General features: G+C 65.5%; 21 protein-coding genes and 1 pseudogene. 14 read left to right on the top strand and 8 right to left on the bottom strand.

The window, feature by feature from the left end; genetic code table 11:
• The first annotated feature begins 246 nt into the window (after nucleotides 1–246).
• The 3 genes from purH (at nucleotide 247) to AC5RTS_RS02965 (ending at nucleotide 4,367) form a co-directional block, all read left to right on the top strand.
• On the top strand, nucleotides 247–1,860 hold the full coding sequence (gene purH / locus AC5RTS_RS02975; protein WP_493990584.1) for a bifunctional phosphoribosylaminoimidazolecarboxamide formyltransferase/IMP cyclohydrolase: 1,614 nt from the start codon (nucleotides 247–249) through the stop codon (nucleotides 1,858–1,860).
• Nucleotides 1,861–2,017: 157 nt separating this feature from the next.
• Nucleotides 2,018–3,253, top strand: a complete 1,236-nt coding sequence (locus AC5RTS_RS02970; protein WP_227904152.1) for an NADP-dependent isocitrate dehydrogenase — start codon at nucleotides 2,018–2,020, stop codon at nucleotides 3,251–3,253.
• A gap of 148 nt (nucleotides 3,254–3,401) precedes the next feature.
• Complete coding sequence (locus AC5RTS_RS02965) at nucleotides 3,402–4,367, top strand: bile acid:sodium symporter family protein (protein WP_493990583.1); 966 nt, start codon at nucleotides 3,402–3,404, stop codon at nucleotides 4,365–4,367.
• A 322-nt stretch (nucleotides 4,368–4,689) separates the two neighbouring features.
• Here AC5RTS_RS02965 and AC5RTS_RS02960 read toward each other — a convergent pair.
• The 3 genes and pseudogenes from AC5RTS_RS02960 to AC5RTS_RS02950 all read right to left on the bottom strand — a co-directional run.
• Nucleotides 4,690–5,097: pseudogene (locus AC5RTS_RS02960) on the bottom strand (Hsp20/alpha crystallin family protein); the annotation flags it as partial.
• Nucleotides 5,098–5,280: 183 nt separating this feature from the next.
• Nucleotides 5,281–6,750 (bottom strand): glutamate-cysteine ligase family protein, encoded by a 1,470-nt coding sequence (locus AC5RTS_RS02955; RefSeq protein ID WP_493990582.1) that lies wholly within the window; start codon nucleotides 6,748–6,750, stop codon nucleotides 5,281–5,283.
• A gap of 5 nt (nucleotides 6,751–6,755) precedes the next feature.
• Nucleotides 6,756–7,289 (bottom strand): hypothetical protein, encoded by a 534-nt coding sequence (locus AC5RTS_RS02950; RefSeq protein ID WP_493990581.1) that lies wholly within the window; start codon nucleotides 7,287–7,289, stop codon nucleotides 6,756–6,758.
• Nucleotides 7,290–7,508: 219 nt separating this feature from the next.
• Here AC5RTS_RS02950 and AC5RTS_RS02945 point away from each other — a divergent pair, with 219 nt between their 5' ends.
• The 3 genes from AC5RTS_RS02945 to AC5RTS_RS02935 are packed head-to-tail and all read left to right on the top strand — an operon-like array spanning nucleotide 7,509 to nucleotide 9,330.
• Nucleotides 7,509–8,312: a hypothetical protein gene (locus AC5RTS_RS02945; RefSeq protein ID WP_493990580.1), complete on the top strand. Its 804-nt coding sequence runs from the start codon at nucleotides 7,509–7,511 to the stop codon at nucleotides 8,310–8,312.
• The gene (locus AC5RTS_RS02940; protein ID WP_493990579.1) at nucleotides 8,312–8,737 is read left to right on the top strand and encodes a phage holin family protein; all 426 of its coding nucleotides are present in this window, start codon (nucleotides 8,312–8,314) and stop codon (nucleotides 8,735–8,737) included. Before AC5RTS_RS02945 ends, AC5RTS_RS02940 begins: the two co-directional genes overlap by 1 nt.
• Nucleotides 8,734–9,330, top strand: a complete 597-nt coding sequence (locus tag AC5RTS_RS02935) for a DUF3618 domain-containing protein (protein ID WP_493990578.1) — start codon at nucleotides 8,734–8,736, stop codon at nucleotides 9,328–9,330. Before AC5RTS_RS02940 ends, AC5RTS_RS02935 begins: the two co-directional genes overlap by 4 nt.
• A gap of 64 nt (nucleotides 9,331–9,394) precedes the next feature.
• Here AC5RTS_RS02935 and AC5RTS_RS02930 read toward each other — a convergent pair whose 3' ends face one another.
• The 3 genes from AC5RTS_RS02930 to purU all read right to left on the bottom strand — a co-directional run bounded on the left by AC5RTS_RS02930 (nucleotide 9,395) and on the right by purU (nucleotide 11,999).
• On the bottom strand, nucleotides 9,395–10,483 hold the full coding sequence (locus AC5RTS_RS02930; protein WP_493990577.1) for a Gfo/Idh/MocA family protein: 1,089 nt from the start codon (nucleotides 10,481–10,483) through the stop codon (nucleotides 9,395–9,397).
• 159 nt (nucleotides 10,484–10,642) lie between these two features.
• On the bottom strand, nucleotides 10,643–11,182 hold the full coding sequence (locus tag AC5RTS_RS02925; protein WP_493990576.1) for a gamma carbonic anhydrase family protein: 540 nt from the start codon (nucleotides 11,180–11,182) through the stop codon (nucleotides 10,643–10,645).
• A gap of 31 nt (nucleotides 11,183–11,213) precedes the next feature.
• The gene (purU, locus tag AC5RTS_RS02920; RefSeq protein ID WP_493990575.1) at nucleotides 11,214–11,999 is read right to left on the bottom strand and encodes a formyltetrahydrofolate deformylase; all 786 of its coding nucleotides are present in this window, start codon (nucleotides 11,997–11,999) and stop codon (nucleotides 11,214–11,216) included.
• Nucleotides 12,000–12,141: 142 nt separating this feature from the next.
• Between purU and AC5RTS_RS02915 the strand changes: the two genes are divergently transcribed.
• Entirely contained in the window at nucleotides 12,142–12,687 is a 546-nt protein-coding gene (locus tag AC5RTS_RS02915) for a GNAT family N-acetyltransferase (RefSeq protein WP_493990574.1), read from the top strand.
• On the opposite strand, the gene AC5RTS_RS02910 is transcribed toward AC5RTS_RS02915, so the two are convergent.
• Nucleotides 12,647–13,777: an FAD-dependent oxidoreductase gene (locus AC5RTS_RS02910; RefSeq protein WP_493990573.1), complete on the bottom strand. Its 1,131-nt coding sequence runs from the start codon at nucleotides 13,775–13,777 to the stop codon at nucleotides 12,647–12,649. The two genes, AC5RTS_RS02915 and AC5RTS_RS02910, sit on opposite strands and share 41 nt — an antisense overlap.
• A 302-nt stretch (nucleotides 13,778–14,079) precedes the next feature.
• On the opposite strand from AC5RTS_RS02910, the gene glyA reads away from it, so the two are divergent.
• From glyA to AC5RTS_RS02885, 5 genes are all read left to right on the top strand, one after another.
• A complete protein-coding gene (gene glyA / locus AC5RTS_RS02905) occupies nucleotides 14,080–15,363 on the top strand; it encodes a serine hydroxymethyltransferase (RefSeq protein ID WP_493990572.1) in 1,284 nt (427 codons plus the stop codon).
• Between the two features lie 20 nt (nucleotides 15,364–15,383).
• Entirely contained in the window at nucleotides 15,384–16,391 is a 1,008-nt protein-coding gene (locus AC5RTS_RS02900; protein WP_493990571.1) for a bifunctional methylenetetrahydrofolate dehydrogenase/methenyltetrahydrofolate cyclohydrolase, read from the top strand.
• Between the two features lie 79 nt (nucleotides 16,392–16,470).
• A complete protein-coding gene (locus AC5RTS_RS02895) occupies nucleotides 16,471–17,436 on the top strand; it encodes an ABC transporter ATP-binding protein (RefSeq protein ID WP_493990570.1) in 966 nt (321 codons plus the stop codon).
• On the top strand, nucleotides 17,429–18,313 hold the full coding sequence (locus AC5RTS_RS02890) for an ABC transporter permease (RefSeq protein ID WP_493990569.1): 885 nt from the start codon (nucleotides 17,429–17,431) through the stop codon (nucleotides 18,311–18,313). The genes AC5RTS_RS02895 and AC5RTS_RS02890 overlap by 8 nt, the downstream gene beginning before the upstream one ends.
• Nucleotides 18,310–19,149, top strand: coding sequence for an ABC transporter permease (locus AC5RTS_RS02885; protein WP_493990568.1), 840 nt, complete (start codon nucleotides 18,310–18,312; stop codon nucleotides 19,147–19,149). The genes AC5RTS_RS02890 and AC5RTS_RS02885 overlap by 4 nt, the downstream gene beginning before the upstream one ends.
• A 60-nt stretch (nucleotides 19,150–19,209) precedes the next feature.
• Here the strand turns inward: AC5RTS_RS02885 and AC5RTS_RS02880 are convergent, their stop codons facing one another.
• Nucleotides 19,210–19,731, bottom strand: coding sequence for an O-acetyl-ADP-ribose deacetylase (locus AC5RTS_RS02880; protein ID WP_493990567.1), 522 nt, complete (start codon nucleotides 19,729–19,731; stop codon nucleotides 19,210–19,212).
• A 144-nt stretch (nucleotides 19,732–19,875) separates the two neighbouring features.
• On the opposite strand from AC5RTS_RS02880, the gene AC5RTS_RS02875 reads away from it, so the two are divergent.
• Together AC5RTS_RS02875 and AC5RTS_RS02870 are read left to right on the top strand one after the other, a co-directional pair.
• A complete protein-coding gene (locus tag AC5RTS_RS02875; RefSeq protein WP_493990566.1) occupies nucleotides 19,876–20,385 on the top strand; it encodes a hypothetical protein in 510 nt (169 codons plus the stop codon).
• A 134-nt stretch (nucleotides 20,386–20,519) separates the two neighbouring features.
• Nucleotides 20,520–21,347, top strand: a complete 828-nt coding sequence (locus tag AC5RTS_RS02870; protein ID WP_493990959.1) for an exodeoxyribonuclease III — start codon at nucleotides 20,520–20,522, stop codon at nucleotides 21,345–21,347.
• Nucleotides 21,348–21,351 lie beyond the last annotated feature (4 nt).

Raw genomic sequence — 21,351 nt, 5'->3', positions numbered from 1 at the left:
GGTAAATATTGCAGACTCGATCCGCGGACCCGTACTTTTTGCAGACTCGATGCGTGAATCGGTACTTTTTGCAGACTCGATGCCCCCAGAGCTCCAGACCCCGTGCACGCCACCCAAAGCGCTTCATCCGCATCCGAAGACACCGTGTTACACCGCCCGAGGGCGGGCCGGAGGGGTCAAGGCATAAACTTCTCGTGGGCCGCACGGCCTGCGCACGCCGTTCATCGAATCCTTGGAGTGTCAGTTGTGAGCAACCCCGTCCTTGACCGTGTCCCTATCCGCCGGGCCCTGATTTCGGTCTACAACAAGACGGGGCTGACGGAACTCGCGCAGGGCCTCGCCGCGGCCGGCGTCAGCATTGTCTCCACCGGTTCCACGGCCAAGCAGATTGCCGCCGCCGGTGTCGCCGTCACCGAGGTGTCCGAGGTGACCGGGTTCGCCGAGTGCCTCGACGGCCGGGTGAAAACCCTGCACCCGCGGGTCCACGCGGGCATCCTGGCCGACCGCCGGCGGGAGGATCACCTGGCGCAGCTCGAGGAAATGGAGATTGAACCCTTCGACCTCGTGGTGGTCAACCTCTACCCGTTCGTGGAAACTGTCCGTTCCGGTGCCGCACAGGATGACGTGGTGGAGCAGATCGACATTGGCGGGCCCTCCATGGTCCGCGCCGCCGCCAAGAACCACCCGTCGGTGGCCGTGGTGGTGGACCCGGACAAGTATTCAGACGTGGTCACCGCAGCGGCGGAGGGCGGCTTCGACCTGGCCCAGCGGCGCCGGCTGGCCGCCGAGGCCTTCGCCCACACCGCCGCCTATGACAACGCGGTAGCCACCTGGACCGCCGAGCAGTTCGGGGACGGAACCGAGGACGGCGCCAAGTGGCCGGCCTACACCGGCCTGGCGCTGGAACGCGCCGAAGTGCTGCGCTACGGCGAAAACCCGCACCAGGACGCGGCCCTGTACGTGGAGAAGGGCGGGCAGCCCGGCGTGGCACAGGCCGACCAGCTGCACGGCAAGGCCATGTCCTACAACAACTACGTCGACGCCGACGCCGCCCTGCGGGCCGCCTTCGACTTTGATGAGCCCGCCGTTGCGGTGGTCAAGCACGCGAACCCGTGCGGCATTGCGGTCGCGTCCCCGGATGCAGCCGATCCCATTGCCGATGCCCACGCGAAGGCCCACGCCTGCGACCCGGTCTCGGCCTTCGGCGGCGTCATCGCCGCCAACCGCACAGTCACTGCAGGCATGGCCGAAACGGTGAAGGACATCTTCACCGAGGTGGTGATCGCCCCGGATTTCGAGCCGGCCGCCGTGGAGATCCTCAGCGCGAAGAAGAACATCCGCCTGCTCGCCCTGCCGGACGGCTACGGCCGCAACGCTGCAGAGTTCCGGCAGGTTTCCGGCGGTGTGCTGGTGCAGAAGGCGGACCGGCTCCAGGCCGAGGGCGATGATCCGGCCACCTGGACGCTCGCCGCTGGGGAGCCTGCGGACGAGGCCACGATGGCCGACCTCGCGTTTGCCTGGGCCGCGGTGCGGGCAGCGAAATCCAACGCCATCCTGCTGGCGAAGAACGGTGCATCCGTGGGCGTGGGCATGGGCCAGGTCAACCGGGTGGATTCCTGCCGGCTCGCCGTCGAGCGGGCGAACACCCTCGGCGCTGAGGGCGAGGACCGCGCCCGGGGCTCCGTGGCGGCGTCGGACGCGTTCTTCCCCTTCGCGGACGGACTGCAGATCCTGCTCGACGCCGGCGTCCGTGCCGTGGTCCAGCCGGGCGGTTCCATCCGCGACAACGAGGTCATTGAAGCCGCGGCCGCTGCCGGAGTCACCATGTACTTCACCGGCGCCCGGCACTTCTTCCACTAGCCGGGAAACGCGGGACGGTACAGGTAATGCGCCGTCCCGCGTTTTAGGGCGCAGATAGTGCGCTATGGCATAGTTGAACTCAAATACAAGCCAAAAAGACGGGTTCCGTCATGCCACAAGACATGCTCCGGTTCCCACCAACACACTAGGAGAACGTGTGGCTGAGAAAATCAAGGTTGTGGGCTCTGTCGTAGAGCTCGACGGCGATGAGATGACCCGTATCATCTGGCAGTTCATCAAGGACCGCCTGATCAACCCGTACCTGGACGTAGACCTGAAGTACTACGACCTTTCCATCCAGAACCGCGACGCGACCGATGACCAGGTCACCATCGACGCCGCCAACGCCATCAAGGAACACGGCGTGGGCGTCAAGTGCGCCACCATCACCCCCGACGAAGCACGCGTCGAGGAATTCGGCCTGAAGAAGATGTGGGTCTCCCCGAACGGAACCATCCGCAACATCCTGGGCGGCGTGGTCTTCCGCGAGCCGATCATCATCTCCAACATCCCGCGCCTGGTCCCGGGCTGGAACAAGCCGATCATCATCGGCCGCCACGCCCACGGCGACCAGTACAAGGCCACCAACTTCAAGGTTCCCGGTGCCGGTACCCTGACGCTGACCTACACGCCTGCCGACGGCAGCGAAGAAATCAAGCAGCAGGTTGTTACGTACAACGAAGATGGCGGCGTCGCCATGGGTATGTACAACTTCAACGATTCCATCAAGGACTTCGCCCGCGCTTCCTTCGCCTACGGCCTGCAGCGCAATTACCCGGTGTACCTCTCCACCAAGAACACCATCCTGAAGGCCTACGACGGCCAGTTCAAGGATCTGTTCCAGGAAGTCTTCGACGCCGAGTTCAAGGACCAGTTCGAAGCAGCCGGCCTCACCTACGAGCACCGCCTGATCGATGACATGGTGGCCTCCGCGATGAAGTGGGAAGGCGGCTACGTCTGGGCCTGCAAGAACTACGACGGCGACGTCCAGTCCGACACCGTGGCACAGGGCTTCGGCTCGCTGGGCCTGATGACCTCCGTGCTGATGACCCCGGACGGCAAGACCGTTGAGGCCGAAGCAGCGCACGGCACGGTGACCCGTCACTACCGCCAGCACCAGCAGGGCAAGCCCACCTCCACGAACCCGATCGCCTCGATCTTCGCGTGGACCCGTGGCCTGATGCACCGCGGCAAGCTGGACAACACCCCCGAGGTCATCAACTTCGCCGAGACCCTTGAAGACGTTGTCATCAAGACGGTCGAATCCGGAAAGATGACCAAGGACCTGGCACTGCTGGTCGGACCGGACCAGCCGTACCTGACCACCGAAGAGTTCCTCGCCGCACTGGACGAGAACCTCAAGGCCCGCCTGGGCGCCGAGGTTGCAGCCTAACCGGCTCTCCTCACCGCCCGCCCCCGCCCTGCGCGGGGGAGCACGACGACGGCGCGCTGCCCCTCCGCGGGGCGGCGCGCCGTCGTCGTTTAACCCGGATGACGCGTAATAAATAGCGCGGTCGGACCCGCGGTGCCACCATGTGGGGATGTCGAATTCCACCACTGTGCCGGCCCCGGCCGGTACCGCTGCCGAAGAGCGCAGCGCCCGCATAGCGGTGACCATCTTCCCGCTGCTCATTGTTGCCGGCGGCGTGGTTGCACTGTTCTTCCCGCAGCCCTTCACCGGTCTCTCCGCCTACATCAACCCGGGCCTGATGCTGATTATGTTCGGCATGGGCCTGACCCTCACCCTTCCCGACTTCGCCCTGGTGGCCCGGCAGCCGCTGCCCGTGCTGCTCGGCGTCGTGGCGCAGTTCGTGATTATGCCGCTGCTGGGCCTGGGGATCGCCTGGGCGCTGAACCTCAGCCCGGAACTGGCAGCGGGGCTGATCCTGGTGGGCTGCGCCCCCGGAGGCACGGCGTCGAATGTGGTGACCTATCTGGCGCGCGGCAACGTGGCCCTCTCCGTGGCCATGACCTCGGTATCCACGCTGCTGGCGCCCCTGCTGACTCCGCTGCTGGCACTGTGGCTCGCGGGCCGGTACATGGCAGTGGACGCCGGTTCCATGGCGTGGTCCATTGTGCAGATTGTCCTGATTCCGGTGGTGCTCGGGCTCGTGATCCGCTACCTCATGCCGAGGCTGGTGGACAGGGTGCTGCCCGCCCTGCCCTGGATCTCCGTGGCGGCGATTACGTTTGTGGTGATTGCCGTGGTGGCCGGCAGCGCCCAGGCGATCTTCACTGCCGGCTGGCTGATCCTGCTGGCCGTGGTGCTGCACAACGGCCTGGGCCTGGGACTGGGCTACGGTGCCGCCAAGCTGTTCCGCCAGCCCATCCCGTCCCGCCGGACCATGGCCATTGAAGTCGGAATGCAGAACTCCGGGCTCGCCGCAGGCCTGGCGAAACAGTACTTCGCCCCGGAGGCGGCGTTGCCCGCGGCTGTGTTCTCTGTTTGGCACAACGTCTCAGGTGCGCTGATGGCCGCCATCTGGCGGCGCCGGCCCGTGTCCTAGCCGTGCCGGTGGCAAGTTAGGAGGCGGATAACTGCAGCAGGCCCCGGACCGGAGTCCGGGGCCTGCTGCAGTTCCGGCTGATCGGCTAGATGCCCGCGCCGTGATCGCCGGAGGAGGACGGCCCGGACGACCCCGAGCCCCCGGAACCCATCCCCGATCCTGAGCCGCTGGAGCCCATCCCGGATCCTGAACCGCTGGAGCCCATCCCGGATCCTGAACCGCTGGAGCCCATCCCGGATCCTGAACCGCTGGAGCCGGAGCCCGTTCCGGAGCTGGACGAGACGGAGGCCGGCTCGGAGGAACTCTGGCCCGAAATGGTGTTTCCGTCCTTATACGTCGCGGACACTTCGATCTTCCGCGGTTTTGAACGTTCGCTGACCGGGATAAAGACACTCAGCACGCCGTTCTCGTACTTGGCGGAGATGTTGTCGATATCTATGCCCTGGCCAAGGTTCAGCTGCCGGAGGAAGGATCCGCTTTCCCGTTCCCGGGTCAGCCAGGTTACGCCTTCCGTGGTGTGGATGGTCCGCTCGGCACGGATGGTCAGCAGCTGGCCGTCCACATCAACGTCCACCGAGCCGGGATCGATGCCCGGAAGATCTGCATTGAGGATGTAATGGTCGCCCTCGCGGTACAGATCGATGGGCATCAGCCGAAGCCGCTGACGGGGGTCCAGAAGAGCACCTGCCATTCGGTCCAGCTCACGGAATGGATCAAACTTCATCGCCATGGTCATCAACTCCTTTGTGCCACCGACGTCCGTCGGGCATCGGTGGTTGAAACGCCGATTATGGAGGGTCGATAAAGGTTGAGTCGCACTACCTCAACGATGAAAATACGCTAGCACTCGGGCAATATGAGTGCCAGATCACATGATCAAAAAGGATTCGGAAGGACGGAATTCGAGGTGGCGTCAGCCCACCGGCCAGGCATGCACGGCGGTATTGGTGTGCATGTTTTCCCAGTAGAGACGGGACATCTCGGCCAGTGCCGCACTGCGTTCGAGCCCCGACTCCTCCAAGCGGCGAAGCGTGGCGATCTGCCAGGCTGCCCCGTTCTGCTCCGTACGTGCCCGCTCCGAGACGACATCCAGATAGCGGTCTATGAGCGTTTGATCCACCTTCAGGGCCCGCAGCCCCTCTGCTGCCTGCGGGATCAGGTGCCTCACAATGAGTTCAGCCACCGGAATCTCGCCGATACCGGGCCAGTACACTGTGGCTTCCAGTCCCTGCCGGGCACAGGAGAGGAAATTGTCGGAAGCGGTTTTGAACGCCAGCCGGCTCCACAGCGGGCGGTCCGCCGTACGAATGTACTCGACCAGGCCGTAGTAAAAAGCGGCATTGGCCACCACGTCAATGACGGACGGACCTGCCGGCAGCACACGGTTTTCCAGTCTCAGGTTGGGCGTGCCGCTGCCCGGGTCATAGATGGGGCGGTTCCAGCGGTAAACGGTCCCGTTGTGCAGCCGCAGTTCAGACAGCAGCGGCGCACCTGCGGGGGTGGTTTCATCCCCTCGGCCCGAGAGCTCCGGGAGGAGAGCCGGGAAATAGCGGACGTTCTCCTCAAACAGGTCAAAGATGGAGGTGATCCACCGTTCTCCGAACCAGACACGGGGGCGCACACCCTGCTGGCGCATTTCCGGGGGCCGGGTGTCGATTGACTGCTTGAACAACTCAATCCGGGTTTCATGCCACAGGATGTGTTCCATGAAGATGGGGGAGTTGGCAGCCAGAGCAACTTGGGGAGCGGCGATCATCTGTGCTGCATTCCACGCCGGGGCGAATTCCTCCGGTGAGACTTCCAGATGCAGCTGCACCGACGTGCAGGCTGCTTCGGGGGCAATGTTTTGGGCGTAGAAGGACAGGGGCTCCGGGCCCGAGAGGTCCAGGAGGACGTCTTCGCCCCGTGCCTGAAGCACTGACGTGTTCAGTGCCGCATAGCGCTGGCCGCTGCTCAGCCACTCCCAGCCGTCCATGAACCCGGGTGTCAGCGTGGGCAGGATGCCCACCATCATGATGTCCGCGCCCTCCTGCTCGGCACGTTCATCGGCACGGTTGAGCTGCATCCGCAGGCCGTCTTCAAGGTCCTTGAGCCCGAACTGTCCGATGGAAAGAGCCGGATGATTCATCTCGATGTTGAAGGCACCTATTTCGGTCTGGAAAGCCGGATCTGCGATGCGCTTCAACACAGCCTGGTTGCGCAGGGCGGGGGAGAAGTCACGATTGGTGAGGTTCAGTTCAAGTTCCAGTCCGATGCTCGCCGTATCGGCAAACCGGGCAGTGGACAGGTAATGGGCAAAGTGGTCCAGGTTTTCCAGCAGCCGCTGCCGGTAAGCGGTCCGCTGTGCCCTGCTGAACGTCCGGCTCGTAACCTCGGCACCCATGAACCCTACTTCTCCTTCAGTCCCTTGTAGACGTTGACGGGACGCTGCATCTCACCGTGCTGGGCTCCCATCACAATGACAGTTCCGGAGAGCACGGGGATGCTCCACTGAAGGATCTTCAGCTGCCTTTGAGCCGCCTTCAGTTCCTTGGAAGCGCCTTCCCCGGGCTCGGTGGCTCCCTGGCTGCCCTGCTCCGAAAGCTTCTCCACCTTTCCGCCGAGGATGCCCGCATACAGGGTGACCGCCGCGCCGAGGATGGTAACCGCGGTTTTGTACACGGTAAGCCGGCCCACCCCTTTCTGCCGGGCCACCCGAGCGCTGTTATCGCCCAACAGGGCGAGTCCGGCAAGGAAATGGGTCCCGAGTGCCGCTGCCTGGACAGGTGCCCACTTCTTCCAGCCGAGGGCCGACAGCCGGGTCCTCTCGGTGGGATCCTTCGCTTCCGCGGCAGCTCCGTTGAGGCCGACGGCGCCCATAAGGGAGCCTCCGAACCAGGCTGCCGCCGTGAGGTCATGGACAGATCGCGTAAGTGCCGCCATGGTGATGCTCCTGGGGGTCTGGGACAAGCGGATGTACGGCAGGGAAGCCGAAACCCGTCGCCTCTTCTCTCATCGGTGCAAAACATCAGACAACCACGCAGCAGGCGCATAAGCAAGGTTGCTTATGATCCGGCAGGCTGCATACTATGAGCTAAGCATGCTTAGTATTGCGATGCGGTTCGATCTGAATCAACAGTGCGATGACGAAAGAGAGCGATGATGACAGACAACTTCAGCCCGCGCGACGGAAGCCATGCAGCATCCCCCACCGCAGGACAGGGATCTGACACAACCGCAGCCGCCAAGGCCGATGCGGCCAAACAGCAGGCGGGCGACCTCGCCCAGCACGCCAAGGGCAACGCCCAGCAGGTGGCTGAGACAGCCAAGACCGAAGCAGCCGGCGTCGCATCCGAGGTGAAGAGCAACGCCAAGGACCTCTTCACCCAGGCGCGCTCCGACCTCACCGAGCAGGCGGGGGCACAGCAGCAGAAGGTGGCCGAAGGCCTGCGGTCGGTGGCCGACGAACTTCAGTCCATGGCGCAGTCCGGTCAGTCCGGTGTAGCGGCCGATCTTGTAGGCGAAGCGGCCAGCCGCGCCTCCTCCGTGGCCGGTTGGCTTGACGGCCGCGACCCGGGATCGCTCCTGGACGAGGTCAAAGGCTTTGCCCGTCAGCGGCCCATGGCCTTCCTTGCCATCGCCGCCGGTGCGGGTTTCCTCGCCGGCCGCCTGAATAAGAGCCTCAGTGCCGGAGCTCCGGCGCAGGGCGCGACCGGCGGCACAACCGGCCAGCATGTGGCCCCGCCGGCGCCCCCGGTTCCGCCGATACAGCCGCCCCGGCCCGCTGCGGGCACCGAAACGGCCGCGCAGGGCGCCGCGTCCCAGAGTGCTGCGGGAACCGATGACCCCTTCGGCTCCGAGCCGGTACGCAGTGCCGGTTCCGGCCCGGCCTCGGCCCAGACCCTGCCGCCCACTCCGTCTACCGGAGTCCCGGCAGCTGATCCCTACAGCGGTGGTCGGCGCTAATGAGTACCGAAATGCCTCCCACTCCTGCACAGGCCAAGGCCGAGTCCACCTCTCTGGGGGACCTTCTCGGCCAGGTGACGCAGGACATGACCACGCTGATGCGTCAGGAAGTTGAACTGGCGAAGGTGGAGATGAAGCAATCGGCCACCCGTGCAGGAAAAGGGGCGGGAATGTTTGGCGGCGCCGCCGTCGCCGGTTATTTCGTCCTCCTTTTCCTATCCGTTGCTCTCTGGTACGCCCTCGGCACCACAGCGATCGGCTTCGGCTGGTCCGCCGTGATTGTGGCCCTCATCTGGGCCATTGTCGCCGCTGTCCTGGCAGCCCGCGGACGCGCGGAAATGAAGAAGATCAAGGGCATGCCGCAGACCTCCGAAACGCTGCAGGAAATCCCCCGGACCATGAAACCAAGCGAGGAAACACGATGAGTGAAAACCCTGATGAGATTCGCGCCGACATTGAGCGTACCCGCCAGCGGCTGGGTACGAACGTGGACGCCGTGGCGGACAAGGTAACCCCCTCCCACATCGTCCAGCGGCAGACGGACAAGGTGAAGGACAAGGTATTCGGAGTGAAGGACAAGGTGATGGGTGTGGCCGATTCAATGGGTAACAGTGCCTCAAATGCCGGTGGCAGCGTGTCCGACAGTATGTCCGCTGCCGGTTCAGCTGTGCAGGATGCCCCGGGTCAGCTGGTGGGCAAGGCCCAGGGCAACCCCATGGCAGCGGGCCTGATCGCCTTCGGCGCCGGGCTGCTTGCCGCTTCCCTGATTCCCGCCAGTGAGAAGGAACGTGTCGCGGCGGACAACCTCAAGACCGCGGCCAAGCCGATGACCGACGAGCTGGCAGGGGCGGCAAAGGAAATGGCACAGGGGCTCAAGGAACCTGCCCAGGAGGCCATGGAGAACGTCAAGGCTACTGCTGCCGACGCCGCGCAGAACGTTAAGTCCGAGGGACAGAGCGCTGCGACGGAGGTCAAGGAGTCCGCGACGGACGCCCAGCAGAATGTTCGGAACGCCTGACCGGTAGAGTACTGCACCGGCAATAAACGACGGCGGCCCCGCACCGGCCGCCGTCGTGCGTTCATCAGCGCGGTACAGCCGCTTCGTCGTTGCGGTAAAGCACACCCATCTGCGCGCGGGCGGCATCAAAGATGCGCATGGTGCGCAGTGAATCGGCCCAGGTCATGGTGGGGCTTTCCAGCAGTCCCGCCTGGATGCAGCGGGTGACTTCACGCAGTTCGTAGGTATAGCCGTTGCCCACCTGCGGGAACCGTTCAATCCGGGTTTCGCCCATGTGCGGGGCAATGGTCAGTTCCACCGGGTTGTGCAGCGGGGAACCGGTGCGCAGCCAGCCCTTCGTGCCGGAAATGAGTGCCGTGCGCGGGCAGGCCGACACCAGGGACGACGTCAGCTGGGCCATCCCGCCGGATGCATAACCGAGCGTCAGGGCGTTCTGGACATCCACGCCGTCCGCATTGACCGCACCCACGGCATGGACCGTTTCCGGAAATCCCAGCGCACCCAGCGCAAACGTCAGCGGGTAGACGGTGAGATCCAGCAGCGCGCCGCCGCCCGCGGCCGGGTCCCAGAGCCGGTGCGACGGGTCATAGGCGGCGGGGAACCCCAGATCCGCCTGGACCCAGTGGATGTCTCCCAGCTCGCCGGACGCCACCAGCTCCCAGATGCGGTTAATGCAGGGCAGGAACCGGGTCCACACCGCCTCCATGAGGAACACGTTGCGGGAGCGTGCCAGCTCAATGAGATCCTCAGCCTCCCTGGCATTGATCGTCAGGGATTTTTCGCACAGGACGTGCTTGCCGGCTTCCAGGGCCCTGCGGGTTATTTCGTAGTGCTGCGCATGCGGGGAAGCAATATAGACAACGTCTACGTCCGGATCGGCAAACAGCCGGTCGTAGCCCTTGCCCTCCGAAGAGTCGAAATAGCTGGTGGCGAAGCCAAACCGCTGGGCAAAGTCTTCCGCGGTGGCCTGGCCGCGCGAACTTACGGCCTGCAGGACGGCATCTTCGAGCCGGGCGATGTCTTCGGTGACCCGTTCGGCGATGTTGCCGGTGGCGACGACGCCCCAGCGCAGGGTTCGGCCGGTGGCCTGGACAGGGCTGGGCGCCCCGGGCTGGACACAAGGCGGGGTGGGAATGTGTTGAAGGGTGGTCATGGTCCTCGTCTTCCGCGTCGTTGCAGGGAGTGGTCCCTACTCTATGGTGGGCAGCGGCCGGAGCCTAGGGGGCGCCAACGTCCTCACCGCCGGTCCGGTTCCGGACCATCTCCATGCCTGGCGTGAGCCGTGCGACGGTTCCCCCGATGACGCCCTCGTTCAGCCGGCTGTCGGCTGGGAGGCCGCGACGGCGCTGCGGTGTTCGGCGGCGGTGAGCCGGTAGTTCTCCGCGTTCGCGCGGACGCCGTTAAACTCCTCATCGCTGAGCGGGCGGCGCACCTTGGCCGGGACGCCGGCCACCAGGGAACGAGGGGGCACAACGGTTCCTTCGAGCACCAGGGCCCCGGCTGCCACGAGCGAACCGGCACCGATGACGGCACCGTTCATCACGGTGGCGCTCATCCCGATCAGGCAGTCATCCTCCACTGTGCAGCCGTGCACCACGGCATTGTGGCCCACGCTGACGCGTTCCCCGACCGACGTCGGGAAGCCCGGATCGGCGTGCAGGACCACATTGTCCTGCAGGTTGGTGCCTGCCCCCACCGTGATGCTGTTGGAATCGCCGCGCACACATACGCCGTAAAAGGCACTGGAATCCGGCGCCATGGTGACATCGCCAATCAGTGACGCCGTGGGCGCAAGGAAAACGGTGGGATCGATGGAGGGAGACTTGCCCCGGAAATCAATAATGTGTGCCATGACACACAGCTTAGCCGGAGCGGGAAGCGCCCTAGTTGAAGACGATGGTCCGCATGCCGTCCAGCAGGACGCGGTGTTCGGCATGCCACTGCACCGCCTTGGACAGCGCCCGCCCTTCGACGTCGCTGCCCAGCGCAGCCAGCTGGGCGGCGGAGCGGGCATGGTCCACCCGGATGACCTCCTGCTCGATGATCGGACCTTCGTCCAGGTCCGACGTCACGTAGTGAGCCGTGGCCCCGATGAGCTTCACGCCGCGGGCATGCGCCTGGTGGTAGGGCCGGGCACCCTTGAAGGAGGGCAGGAAGGAATGGTGGATGTTGATCGCCCGGCCGGAGAGGTCGGCGCAGAGTTCATTGCTCAGGATCTGCATGTAGCGGGCCAGGACCACCAACTCAATGTCGAGTTCGGCCATCAGGGCCCGCAGACGGTCCTCGGCCTGCCGCTTGGTCTCCGGCGTCACCGGAATGTGGTGGAAGGGTACGCCGTAGAACTCCGCCAGCGGCTCGAGGTCGCGGTGGTTGGACACAATGGCGGGGATCTCCACCGGCAGTGTGCCGGCCCGCTGCTGGAACAGCAGATCATTGAGGCAATGCCCGGATTTGGACGCCATGATCAGGGTGCGGACCCGCGTTCCGGCACGGTGCAGCTGCCAGGACATGGAGAAACCGTCAGCTACGGCCGACAGTTCGCTGCGCACCTGCTCATAGGACCGGGGGGAGGTGAACTCCACCCGCATGAAAAAGGAACCGGTCTCCGGGCTGCCGTACTGCGCCGACTCGGTAATGTTGCCTTCCGCTGCCACGAGCGATGCGCTCACGGCATGCACAATCCCCGGCCGGTCCGGGCAGGAGAGAGTAAGTGTGTAGGCGCCTGGGCGTGCGCTGGCGGGCAGCGGAGAAATCGATTCGGTCACCCTAGCTAGGTTACCGGCTCTGCCGCCTTGGCTTAGGGTTGGGCTCATGGATGTGACGTTCCTGCCGCTTTCGGACAAGGATGAGGAAGAACTCGTCCGGTTCCTCACCACCAACAGCTTTCCGTACCACCGGATCAAGGCGCCTTCCGAAGGCCTGGTCCGGCGGCTGCTGATCGAAGGGCGCTTCGACGGGGATGCGGTCCGCACCTACTGGGTGATCGGGGACAACCACCGGCTGGGCCTGGTCATCCTGGAGGAACTGGACACCCCCACCCCCATGCTGGACCTCCGGCTGGTGGAACGGTTCCGGGGACGCGGCAACGCGGTGCCCGTGCTGCAGGCCCTGACTGAAAAAGTATTCGGGGACTACCCCGGCATCCACCGTTTCGCCGGCCGTACCCGCGAGGACAACGTCGCCATGCGCAAGACGCTGCTGCGCTCGGGGTTCCTGAAGGAAGCCCACTACCGGGAAGACTGGCCCCTGGAGGACGGGCGCCGGGTGGCCACGGTGGTGTATGCCATCCTGCGCCGCGACTGGGAGCAGGGAACGGTTAGCCGCTTTGACTGGGAAGAGCTGGAACAGCCCCGATAGGGGTATCTCCGTCCCCGCCCTCCTCCAGCAGCCGCACTGCAGCCAGCGCGGCGGAGCGGCCGGCCCTGGTTGCACCCAGTGTGGACGAGGATTCCCCGTAGCCAACCAGGAAAAGCCGGGGTTCACGCACCACCCGCACCCCGTCCATCCGGATGCCTCCGCCCGGTTCGCGCAGCCGCAGCGGGCCCAGATGCTCCAGTGCGGCGCGGAACCCGGTAGCCCAGAGGATCACGTCCACCTTCTCCACCGAGCCGTCCTGGAAGGTAACCGTGTCCGCGGCCAGACTGCGCAGGGGTCCGCGGGAGACAAGGATGCCGGCCGCAATGCCGTCCCGGTATTCCGGGGTCAGCGGCAGCCCGGTGGCAGCAACGACGCTCAGCGGCGGCAGCCCGGCACGGGTACGGGCGCTGACCCGGGCTTCGACTGCCCGGCCCCACTCAGCGTCAAACGGCCGGCGGGTGAACTCGGGCGGCCGGCGGGTGGACCACACGGTCTGCGCCCCGGCGCGGTTCAGCTGGAGCAGGAACTGCACGGCGGAGGTGCCCCCGCCCACCACCAGGACCCGCCGGCCGGCAAACTCGGCGGCGCTGCGGAAGTCATGGGTATGCAGCTGCCGGCCCCGGAACAGACCCCGGCCCGGGTAGTAGGGCCAGTAGGGGCGGTCCCAGGTTCCGGTGGCATTGATGACCGCCCGGGCCTCCCAGCTGCGGCCGTCGGCGGCGGTGACGGCGAGCCGGCCCGCCTCACCGGCGGATACGGACGACACGGACACCGGACGCACGACGTCGAATCCGAACTCCTGTTCGTACTGTCCGTAATACCGGGTCACCACGGAGGAGGCAGGTTCGGCCGGGTCCGGGGTCCCCAGCGGCATACCGGGGAGGTCATGCAGGGCATGGGCGGCGCCGAACGTCAGCGAATCCCATCGATGCCGCCAGGCACCGCCGGGGCCGGGATTGGCATCCAGCACCACAAACCCGGCACCGGGTGCAAGGCCGCGGCGGCGCAGGTGGTGCGCGGCGCTGAGACCTGCCTGCCCGGCGCCGATGACCACTACATCCGTCTGCCCGGATTTCCCGTTCGTTTCCATGCCACGGATAACTTCAACGGGTTCGGCGGTATTCCGGCCGGTGGACCGGTCCGTAACAGGGGCGGTTTGTTTCAGCCGCCCTGCAGGCCGCGGCAGACGGGAGGTTAGGATGGGTTTGTCGCGACTGGCGTCGGGTGGGTCACCACCGGGAAGCGGCACGGGTGCCTGCATTGGTGCCTTCGACCACGGATCGCACGCCTGGGCCGCGGGTCACGCATGACTGTCAGCACCCGGAGTGTGTCCTCCATCCGGGGACCGGCAGGTAGCCTGACCTATAGAGACCCCGTTCCCAGGAGATCCACGTGAGAGTATCCACCCAGCCCGTCACCAACGCGCCCCTTTCGGATGTCGATCCCGAAATTGCGGCCGTTCTGAACGATGAACTGTCCCGCCAGCGCAGCACCTTGGAAATGATCGCCTCGGAGAACTTCGCGCCGCGTGCCGTCCTGGAAACCCAGGGATCGGTGCTGACCAACAAATATGCCGAAGGGTATCCCGGACGCCGCTACTACGGTGGCTGCGAGCATGTCGACGTGGCCGAGAACCTGGCCATCGACCGGGTCAAGGCGCTCTTCGGTGCCGAGTTCGCCAACGTCCAGCCGCACTCCGGTGCGCAGGCCAACGCCGCCGCGCTCGCCGCCCTGATGCAGCCGGGCGAAAAGCTCATGGGACTGAACCTTGCCCACGGCGGCCATCTCACCCACGGTATGAAATTGAACTTCTCCGGCAAGCTCTACGGCGTCGCCGCCTATGGCGTGGACGAGCAGAGCTACCGGGTGGACATGGACAAGGTCCGTGAGCAGGCGCTCGCCGAACGTCCGCAGGTTATTGTCGCCGGCTGGTCCGCCTACCCCCGGCAGTTGGACTTCGAGGCCTTCCGCTCCATCGCCGACGAGGTGGGCGCCTACCTCTGGACGGATATGGCGCACTTCGCCGGACTGGTGGCAGCGGGGCTGCATCCGAACCCGGTGCCGGCCTCCGATGTGGTGACCTCCACCGTGCACAAGACCCTGGCCGGCCCGCGCTCGGGCATGATCCTGGCAAAGCAGGAGTATGCCAAGAAGCTGAACTCGGCGGTTTTCCCCGGCCAGCAGGGCGGGCCGCTGATGCATGTGATTGCGGCAAAGGCCGTGGCCTTCAAGATCGCCGGGTCCGAGGAATTCCGGGAACGGCAGGAACGCGTGCTCGAGGGCGCCCGGATCATTGCGGACCGCCTCAACGCAGCCGATGTGGCCGAACACGGTGTTTCGGTGCTGACCGGCGGCACCGACGTGCATCTGATCCTGGTGGACCTGCGCAACTCGGCGCTGGACGGAAAGCAGGCCGAAGACCTGCTGGACTCCGTCGGGATTACGGTCAACCGGAATTCAGTGCCCTTTGATCCGCGCCCGCCCATGGTCACCTCGGGCCTGCGGATCGGCACCCCGGCGCTGGCTACCCGCGGCTTCGGCAGCAACGAATTTACCGAGGTCGCCGAGATCATTGCGGCGGCGCTAAAGCCGGCCCCCGACGTCGACGCGCTGCGCGGCCGTGTTGCGGCGCTGGCGGAGAACTTCCCCCTCTACCCCGGACAGGAGCAGTGGTAACCGTGGAAAAAGGAACCAATATGGAAGGCAGCGTTGCCAAAACACCCGTCGCCGAACCATCAGCTGAAACCCCCGAGGAGCCCGGTGTGAACCTGGGCTGGGACGTGAAGGAGAAAACGGAGTTCGGCACCCCGGTCGCCGCCCGGATCCTCGACGGACGGGCCGCTGCGCGCGATATCAAGGACGAGCTCACCGAACGCGTCCGGGTGCTGAAGGACGAGCACGGCATCACGCCCGGGCTGGGCACCGTCCTGGTGGGGGATGACCCGGCCAGCCACTCCTACGTGGGCGGCAAGCACAAGGACTGCAAGCAGGTGGGCATCAACTCCATCCGCCGCGACCTGCCCGGCGACATCAGCCAGGCGGACCTGGAAAAGGTCATCGACGAGCTGAACGAGGACCCGGCCACCACCGGCTACATTGTCCAGCTGCCGCTGCCGGCCCACATTGATACCAATGCCATCCTGGAACGCATTGCCCCGGAGAAGGACGCCGACGGCCTGCATCCGGTGAACCTGGGCCGCCTGGTGCTGAACGTCAGCGAGCCGATGACCTCCCCGCTGCCCTGCACCCCGCACGGGATTGTGCAGCTGCTGGTACGCAACGGCATTGCCCTGACCGGTAAGAAGGTGCTGGTGGTGGGCCGCGGCGTCACCGTCGGCCGCCCGCTGGGGCTGCTGCTGACCCGCCGGCCGATCAACGCCACCGTCACCCTGGCGCACACCGGCACGGTTGACCTTTTCGAACACCTGCGCTCTGCCGACGTCGTGGTGGCCGCCGCGGGATTCCCCGAGATGATCAAGGCCGAGGACCTCAAGCCCGGCGCGATTGTCCTGGACGTGGGCGTCACCCGGGTCACGGACCCGGATACCGGCAAGACCACGCTGACCGGCGACGTGGATCCTGCGGCCGCCGACGTCGCATCCTGGATCTCGCCCAACCCCGGCGGCGTGGGGCCGATGACCCGCGCCATGCTGCTGGCCAATGTTGTGGAAGCCGCCGAGCGGCAGGCCGGAATCCTGGCCTAGGAGCGTTTCCGACGGCTGTGTGACGGGCCGGTGCGTGCAGACACGCGCCGGCCCGTGCTGCGTCCACTATGCTGTCTGAGTGTCGCAGATCACAGCAAGCCACAATGTCCTTGAAACCCGCTCCGATTACGTGATTTCCGCCCGGGACCTGACCAAGTCCTACGGCAGCTTTACGGCCGTTGACGGCATCTCCTTTGACGTCCCGCCGGGGGAGTCCTTCGGGCTGCTCGGCCCTAACGGGGCGGGCAAATCCACCACCATGAAGATGATCGGCGGCGTGTCCCAGCGGACCTCCGGCGACCTGAGCATCATGGGCCTGGACCCCAATAGATACGGGCCGGAGGTGCGGGCACACCTGGGCGTGGTCCCGCAGCAGGACAACCTCGATGAAGACCTGCGGGTACGGGACAACCTGCTGGCCTACGGCCGGTATTTCGGCCTGCCCAAAAGCTACCTGGGACCCAAGGCGGACGAACTGCTGGAGTTCGCCCAGCTCACCGACAAGGCCAAGGCCCGCGTTGACTCCCTCTCGGGCGGCATGAAGCGGCGCCTGACCATTGCCCGCTCGCTGATCAATGATCCGAAAATCCTGCTGCTGGATGAACCCACCACCGGGCTGGATCCGCAGGCCCGGCACATCCTCTGGGACCGGCTCTTCCGGTTGAAGGAAGCCGGCGTGACCCTGATCCTCACCACGCACTACATGGACGAGGCCGAGCAGCTGTGCGACAGGCTGATCGTGGTGGACAAGGGCGCCATCATGGCCGAAGGGTCCCCTGCGGCCCTGATCCGCGAACACTCCACCCGGGAAGTGGTGGAACTGAGGTTCGGCTCGGAGCGCAACACCACGGTTGCTGCGGAACTGGAGGGTATTGGCGAGCGGCTGGAGACGCTTCCGGACCGCGTGCTGATTTACGCCAACGACGGCGAGGCCGCCCTGGAGGCTGTGACCGGCCGCGGGCTGCGGCCCATTACCTCCCTGGTCCGCCGTTCCTCCCTGGAAGACGTGTTCCTGCGCCTGACCGGGAGGAGCCTCGTTGACTAATCTGCCTACGCAAGATGGCCGGCACAGCGTGCTCGGGCTGCGCTCACCGCTGACGCCGCTGCAGACCGCAGCCAAGGCCCGGCGTTACGGTGCGTTCTACTACGCCGGAATGTGGATCCGCCGGATGCGCGGCTACCAGTGGACCGTGCTGATGACCGCTGTCGGTACCCCTGCGGTCTATCTCCTGGGCATGGGCACCGGTCTCGCCGTCCTCATCGACGGTAATTCGAACGCGGGTTTCCCCGGTGCGGACGGATCCACCGTGTCCTATCTGGTGTTCCTGGGACCTGCCCTGGTGGCCACGGCTGCCCTCATGATCTCCAGCGAGGAAAACACCTATACCGTCATGGGCGGGTTCAAATGGCACCGGACCTACTACGGTCCCAACGCCAGCCCCCTTGCCAGCGGGCAGATTGCCATGGGGCACGTGCTGGGGCTGACCGTCCGCATCCTGTTCACCACGGGCATCTACTACCTGTTCCTGCTGTTTTTCGGAGCAGTGGAACAGCCGGGAACCGGTTGGCTGATGATCTTCACCGCGCTGCTGGCAGGCCTGGCGTTCGGTATGCCGCTGCTGGCCTTCAGCGCCACGCTGAAGGAGGACAAGGGCCAGTTCGCGATGGTCCAGCGGTTTGTTGTCATGCCGCTGTTCCTGTTTTCGGGAACCTTCTTCCCGCTGGAATCCCTGCCGCTGGGCGTGCGCTGGATCGGCTGGATCTCCCCGCTCTGGCATTCCACCGAACTGGGCCGCCTGCTGAGCTACGGGCACCCCGAACCGCCGGCCCTGACGGTGCTGCATCTGGCCTACCTGCTGGCCCTCACCGCCGTCGGCCTGCTGCTGGCCCGGCGCAACTTCACCAGGAGGCTGGCGGGATGAGTACCCACGCGGAAAACCGCACAGCTCCCACCACGCTGGTGCCCAGGGACCGGTTCCTGGGTTCCCTCTACGGGCGGAACATCCGGGCGGTGATCGCCCGCGGACTGAAAGCGACCTGGGGCACCAACTGGTCCATCATGGTCAGCGGGTTCGTGGAACCGGTGCTTTACCTCGTGGCCATGGGTATTGGCCTGGGTGCCCTGGTGGGCACGGTGGCCGGTCCGGGCGGACAGGAAATGAACTACGCGAACTTCATCGCACCGGCCCTGCTGGCGGTATCCGCGATGAACGGAGCCGTTTACGACTCCACCATGAACGTGTTCTTCAAACTGAATTACGCCCGCCTGTATGAGGGGATGCTGTCCACCCCGCTGGGTCCGCTGGACGTTGCCATGGGAGAGATCTTCCTGGCCTTGCTGCGCGGTGCCATGTACGCCACCGGTTTCACCGCGGTGATGGGGGCCATGGGACTGATCACCTCGCCCTGGGCGCTGCTGATGATCCCCGCCGCCGTGGTGATTGCCTTCGGGTTTGCCTCCTTCGGGATGGCCATCACCAGCTACATGAAGACCTTCCAGCAGCTGGACTGGGTGAACATGATCATGCTGCCCATGTTCCTGCTCTCGGCGACCTTCTATCCGCTCAGCGTCTACCCCGAAGGCGTGCAGTCCGTGATCCAGGCGCTGCCGCTGTGGCACGGCGTGGAACTGCTGCGCCAAATCAGCGTCGGTATCTTCACCTGGGGAACGGCGGGGCACCTGCTCTACTTCGTCGTGATGATTGCCGTAGGCCTGACGCTGACCACCAACCGGTTGAAAGCATTGTTCCTGAAGTAGGAATTGTTCCTGAAGTAGGAGCGGACCCCGGGCCGGGCATCCGGCCCGGGGTCCGTATGCCTAGTCCGCGGACTGTTTGTTCGCGCGGCGGAAAATGTCGGTGAGCCGGTCATTGAACAGCACGAACTCCGCCCGTTCGAGGTTGCCCGGCCGGTGCGCGGCCACTTCCGCCAGCGCCAGCTCGGCGACCGTCCCGGGGTCCCAGCCGTAAACGCCTGCGCTGACGGCGGGGAACGCGATGCTGCGTGCCCCCAGTTCCTCGGCGGCTGCCAGCGCGGTCCGGAAACAGGAGCGCAGCAGCTCGGGGTCGGTTTCTCCCGCCGTCGCGTTGGGGCCCACTGTATGCACCACCCAGCGCGCCGGCAGGTCGAATCCCTCAGTCGCCACGGACTGTCCCGTGGGCAGTCCGTTCGGCAGAGTGGTGGCGCGCAGCTCCCGGCAGGCGGCCAGCAGGCCCGGGCCCGCTGCGCGGTGAATGGCCCCGTCCACGCCCCCGCCGCCCAGCAGGGAGGAATTGGCGGCATTCACAATAACGTCGGTGTCGCGTTCGGTGATGTCTCCGGTGAGAATCTCAATCTGCATCGGCCCAGTGTGCCACCGCCGTGCGGCGGGCACCAGCTCAGGCAAGCGCCGTCGTGCCCGGCCGTCGGCGTCAAAGCAGGCCCCGGCGGTCACCCTGAGCGAAACCGGCACCGGACCCCTGCGGAAGTTTGAGAGAATAAAACCATGCAGTCGATCCGAAACGGCAAGACGCCGTCGCCTTCGTCCACGCCCGGCCGCGGTATCAGCCGCAAGATGGGCAACATCGGCATCACCGTGATGCTCATCGTGTTCCTCGTAGCGGTGGTTTTTGCCGCCAACCAGAATGACGTTATTGGCTGGCTGGTGGTCATCGTCTCCCTGGGTTGGCTGTGCCTGGCTACCTTCGTTGTCTTCTCCGTCCGCGGGGCCGCGCGCAAGGCCACCGCGAAGCTGGCCGACGCCACGGCAGGGCTGCGCCCCGCAGGCGCAGCCGGAGTCTCCGTGGTGGACGAGGGCACCATCGTCCGCGACCGGAAGCTGGACCACAGCTTCAAGATCATCCAGGTCCAGTCCAAGGTCATTCGAGAGAACTTGGACACAGACCGCGAGATGGTGGACCGCGCCCTCGAGACCATCGAAATAACCGCGCATAACGCGCGTGGCATGATCAAGAAGGAGGATGGCGGGCCCGTCGAGGGCACCGTCGTCGATTAGCAAAGCGGCAGCGTCCCCGGCACCGCCGCTTTGACCGCGGCAGGCGCGGGGACGCCGTTCGGGGTGAGCAGCTACTGAGGAGTATGGTTATTCGCGTGAGTTCGGCATCAGAGGAAACGGCGTCAGCAGAGACTATGGACAGCTCCGGAAAAGCACTGCGCGTTGCGTCAGTCAACGTCAACGGAATCCGTGCAGCCTACAAGCGCGGCATGGCCGAGTGGCTGGCCGAGCGTGACGTGGACATCCTCTGCCTGCAGGAAGTCCGTGCACCCGACGCAATCCTCCGCGGACTGCTGGGGGACACCTGGCACATCCAGCACGCCGAATGCGTGGAAGCCAAGGGCCGCGCAGGGGTGGCCATTGCCTCCCGGATGGCGCCCACGGCTGTGCGCGAGCACATCGGCGACGAATACTTTGCCCTCTCCGGACGCTGGGTGGAAGCCGATTACAAGGTCACCGTGGACGGTGCCGAAAAGATCCTGACCGTGGTCAGCGCGTACGTTCACTCCGGTGAGGTGGACACACCCAAGCAGGTGGACAAGTACCGCTTCCTGGACACCATGAGTGCCCGGCTGCCTGCCCTGGCGCAGGAGAGCGACTATGTCCTGGTGGTGGGAGACCTGAACGTGGGGCACACGCCGCTGGATATCAAGAACTGGAAGGGCAACGTCAAGCGTGCCGGCTTCCTGCCCGAGGAACGGGCCTACTTCGACCGCTTCTTCGGCGAGGAGATCGGGTACACCGACGTACACCGCCGGCTGGCAGGCGACGTCAACGGCCCCTACACCTGGTGGTCCTGGCGCGGCCAGGCGTTCGACAATGACTCCGGCTGGCGCATTGATTACCACATGGCCACCCCGGAGCTGGCGGCGCGTGCCGCAAACGCCGTCGTGGACCGTGCGCCCACCTATGACTCCCGCTTCTCAGACCACGCTCCGCTAGTGATCGACTACCACTTCTAAGGTT

This window comes from Arthrobacter sp. MDT1-49-2 (assembly GCF_059090185.1).
Note: the sequence above shows the minus strand (reverse complement) of the source record. Positions and strands in the feature narration are given on the sequence as shown.

Bases quoted from the DNA above. Each gene is read 5' to 3' on its own strand.
- AC5RTS_RS02965 (WP_493990583.1), top strand. From the start codon at position 3,402: ATGTCGAATTCCACCACTGTGCCGGCCCCGGCCGGTACCGCTGCCGAA.
- AC5RTS_RS02955 (WP_493990582.1), bottom strand. From the start codon at position 6,750: ATGGGTGCCGAGGTTACGAGCCGGACGTTCAGCAGGGCACAGCGGACC.
- AC5RTS_RS02950 (WP_493990581.1), bottom strand. From the start codon at position 7,289: ATGGCGGCACTTACGCGATCTGTCCATGACCTCACGGCGGCAGCCTGG.
- AC5RTS_RS02945 (WP_493990580.1), top strand. From the start codon at position 7,509: ATGACAGACAACTTCAGCCCGCGCGACGGAAGCCATGCAGCATCCCCC.
- AC5RTS_RS02940 (WP_493990579.1), top strand. From the start codon at position 8,312: ATGAGTACCGAAATGCCTCCCACTCCTGCACAGGCCAAGGCCGAGTCC.
- AC5RTS_RS02935 (WP_493990578.1), top strand. From the start codon at position 8,734: ATGAGTGAAAACCCTGATGAGATTCGCGCCGACATTGAGCGTACCCGC.
- AC5RTS_RS02930 (WP_493990577.1), bottom strand. From the start codon at position 10,483: ATGACCACCCTTCAACACATTCCCACCCCGCCTTGTGTCCAGCCCGGG.
- AC5RTS_RS02925 (WP_493990576.1), bottom strand. From the start codon at position 11,182: ATGGCACACATTATTGATTTCCGGGGCAAGTCTCCCTCCATCGATCCC.
- AC5RTS_RS02915 (WP_493990574.1), top strand. From the start codon at position 12,142: ATGGATGTGACGTTCCTGCCGCTTTCGGACAAGGATGAGGAAGAACTC.
- AC5RTS_RS02910 (WP_493990573.1), bottom strand. From the start codon at position 13,777: ATGGAAACGAACGGGAAATCCGGGCAGACGGATGTAGTGGTCATCGGC.
- AC5RTS_RS02900 (WP_493990571.1), top strand. From the start codon at position 15,384: ATGGAAGGCAGCGTTGCCAAAACACCCGTCGCCGAACCATCAGCTGAA.
- AC5RTS_RS02885 (WP_493990568.1), top strand. From the start codon at position 18,310: ATGAGTACCCACGCGGAAAACCGCACAGCTCCCACCACGCTGGTGCCC.
- AC5RTS_RS02880 (WP_493990567.1), bottom strand. From the start codon at position 19,731: ATGCAGATTGAGATTCTCACCGGAGACATCACCGAACGCGACACCGAC.
- AC5RTS_RS02875 (WP_493990566.1), top strand. From the start codon at position 19,876: ATGCAGTCGATCCGAAACGGCAAGACGCCGTCGCCTTCGTCCACGCCC.
- AC5RTS_RS02870 (WP_493990959.1), top strand. From the start codon at position 20,520: ATGGACAGCTCCGGAAAAGCACTGCGCGTTGCGTCAGTCAACGTCAAC.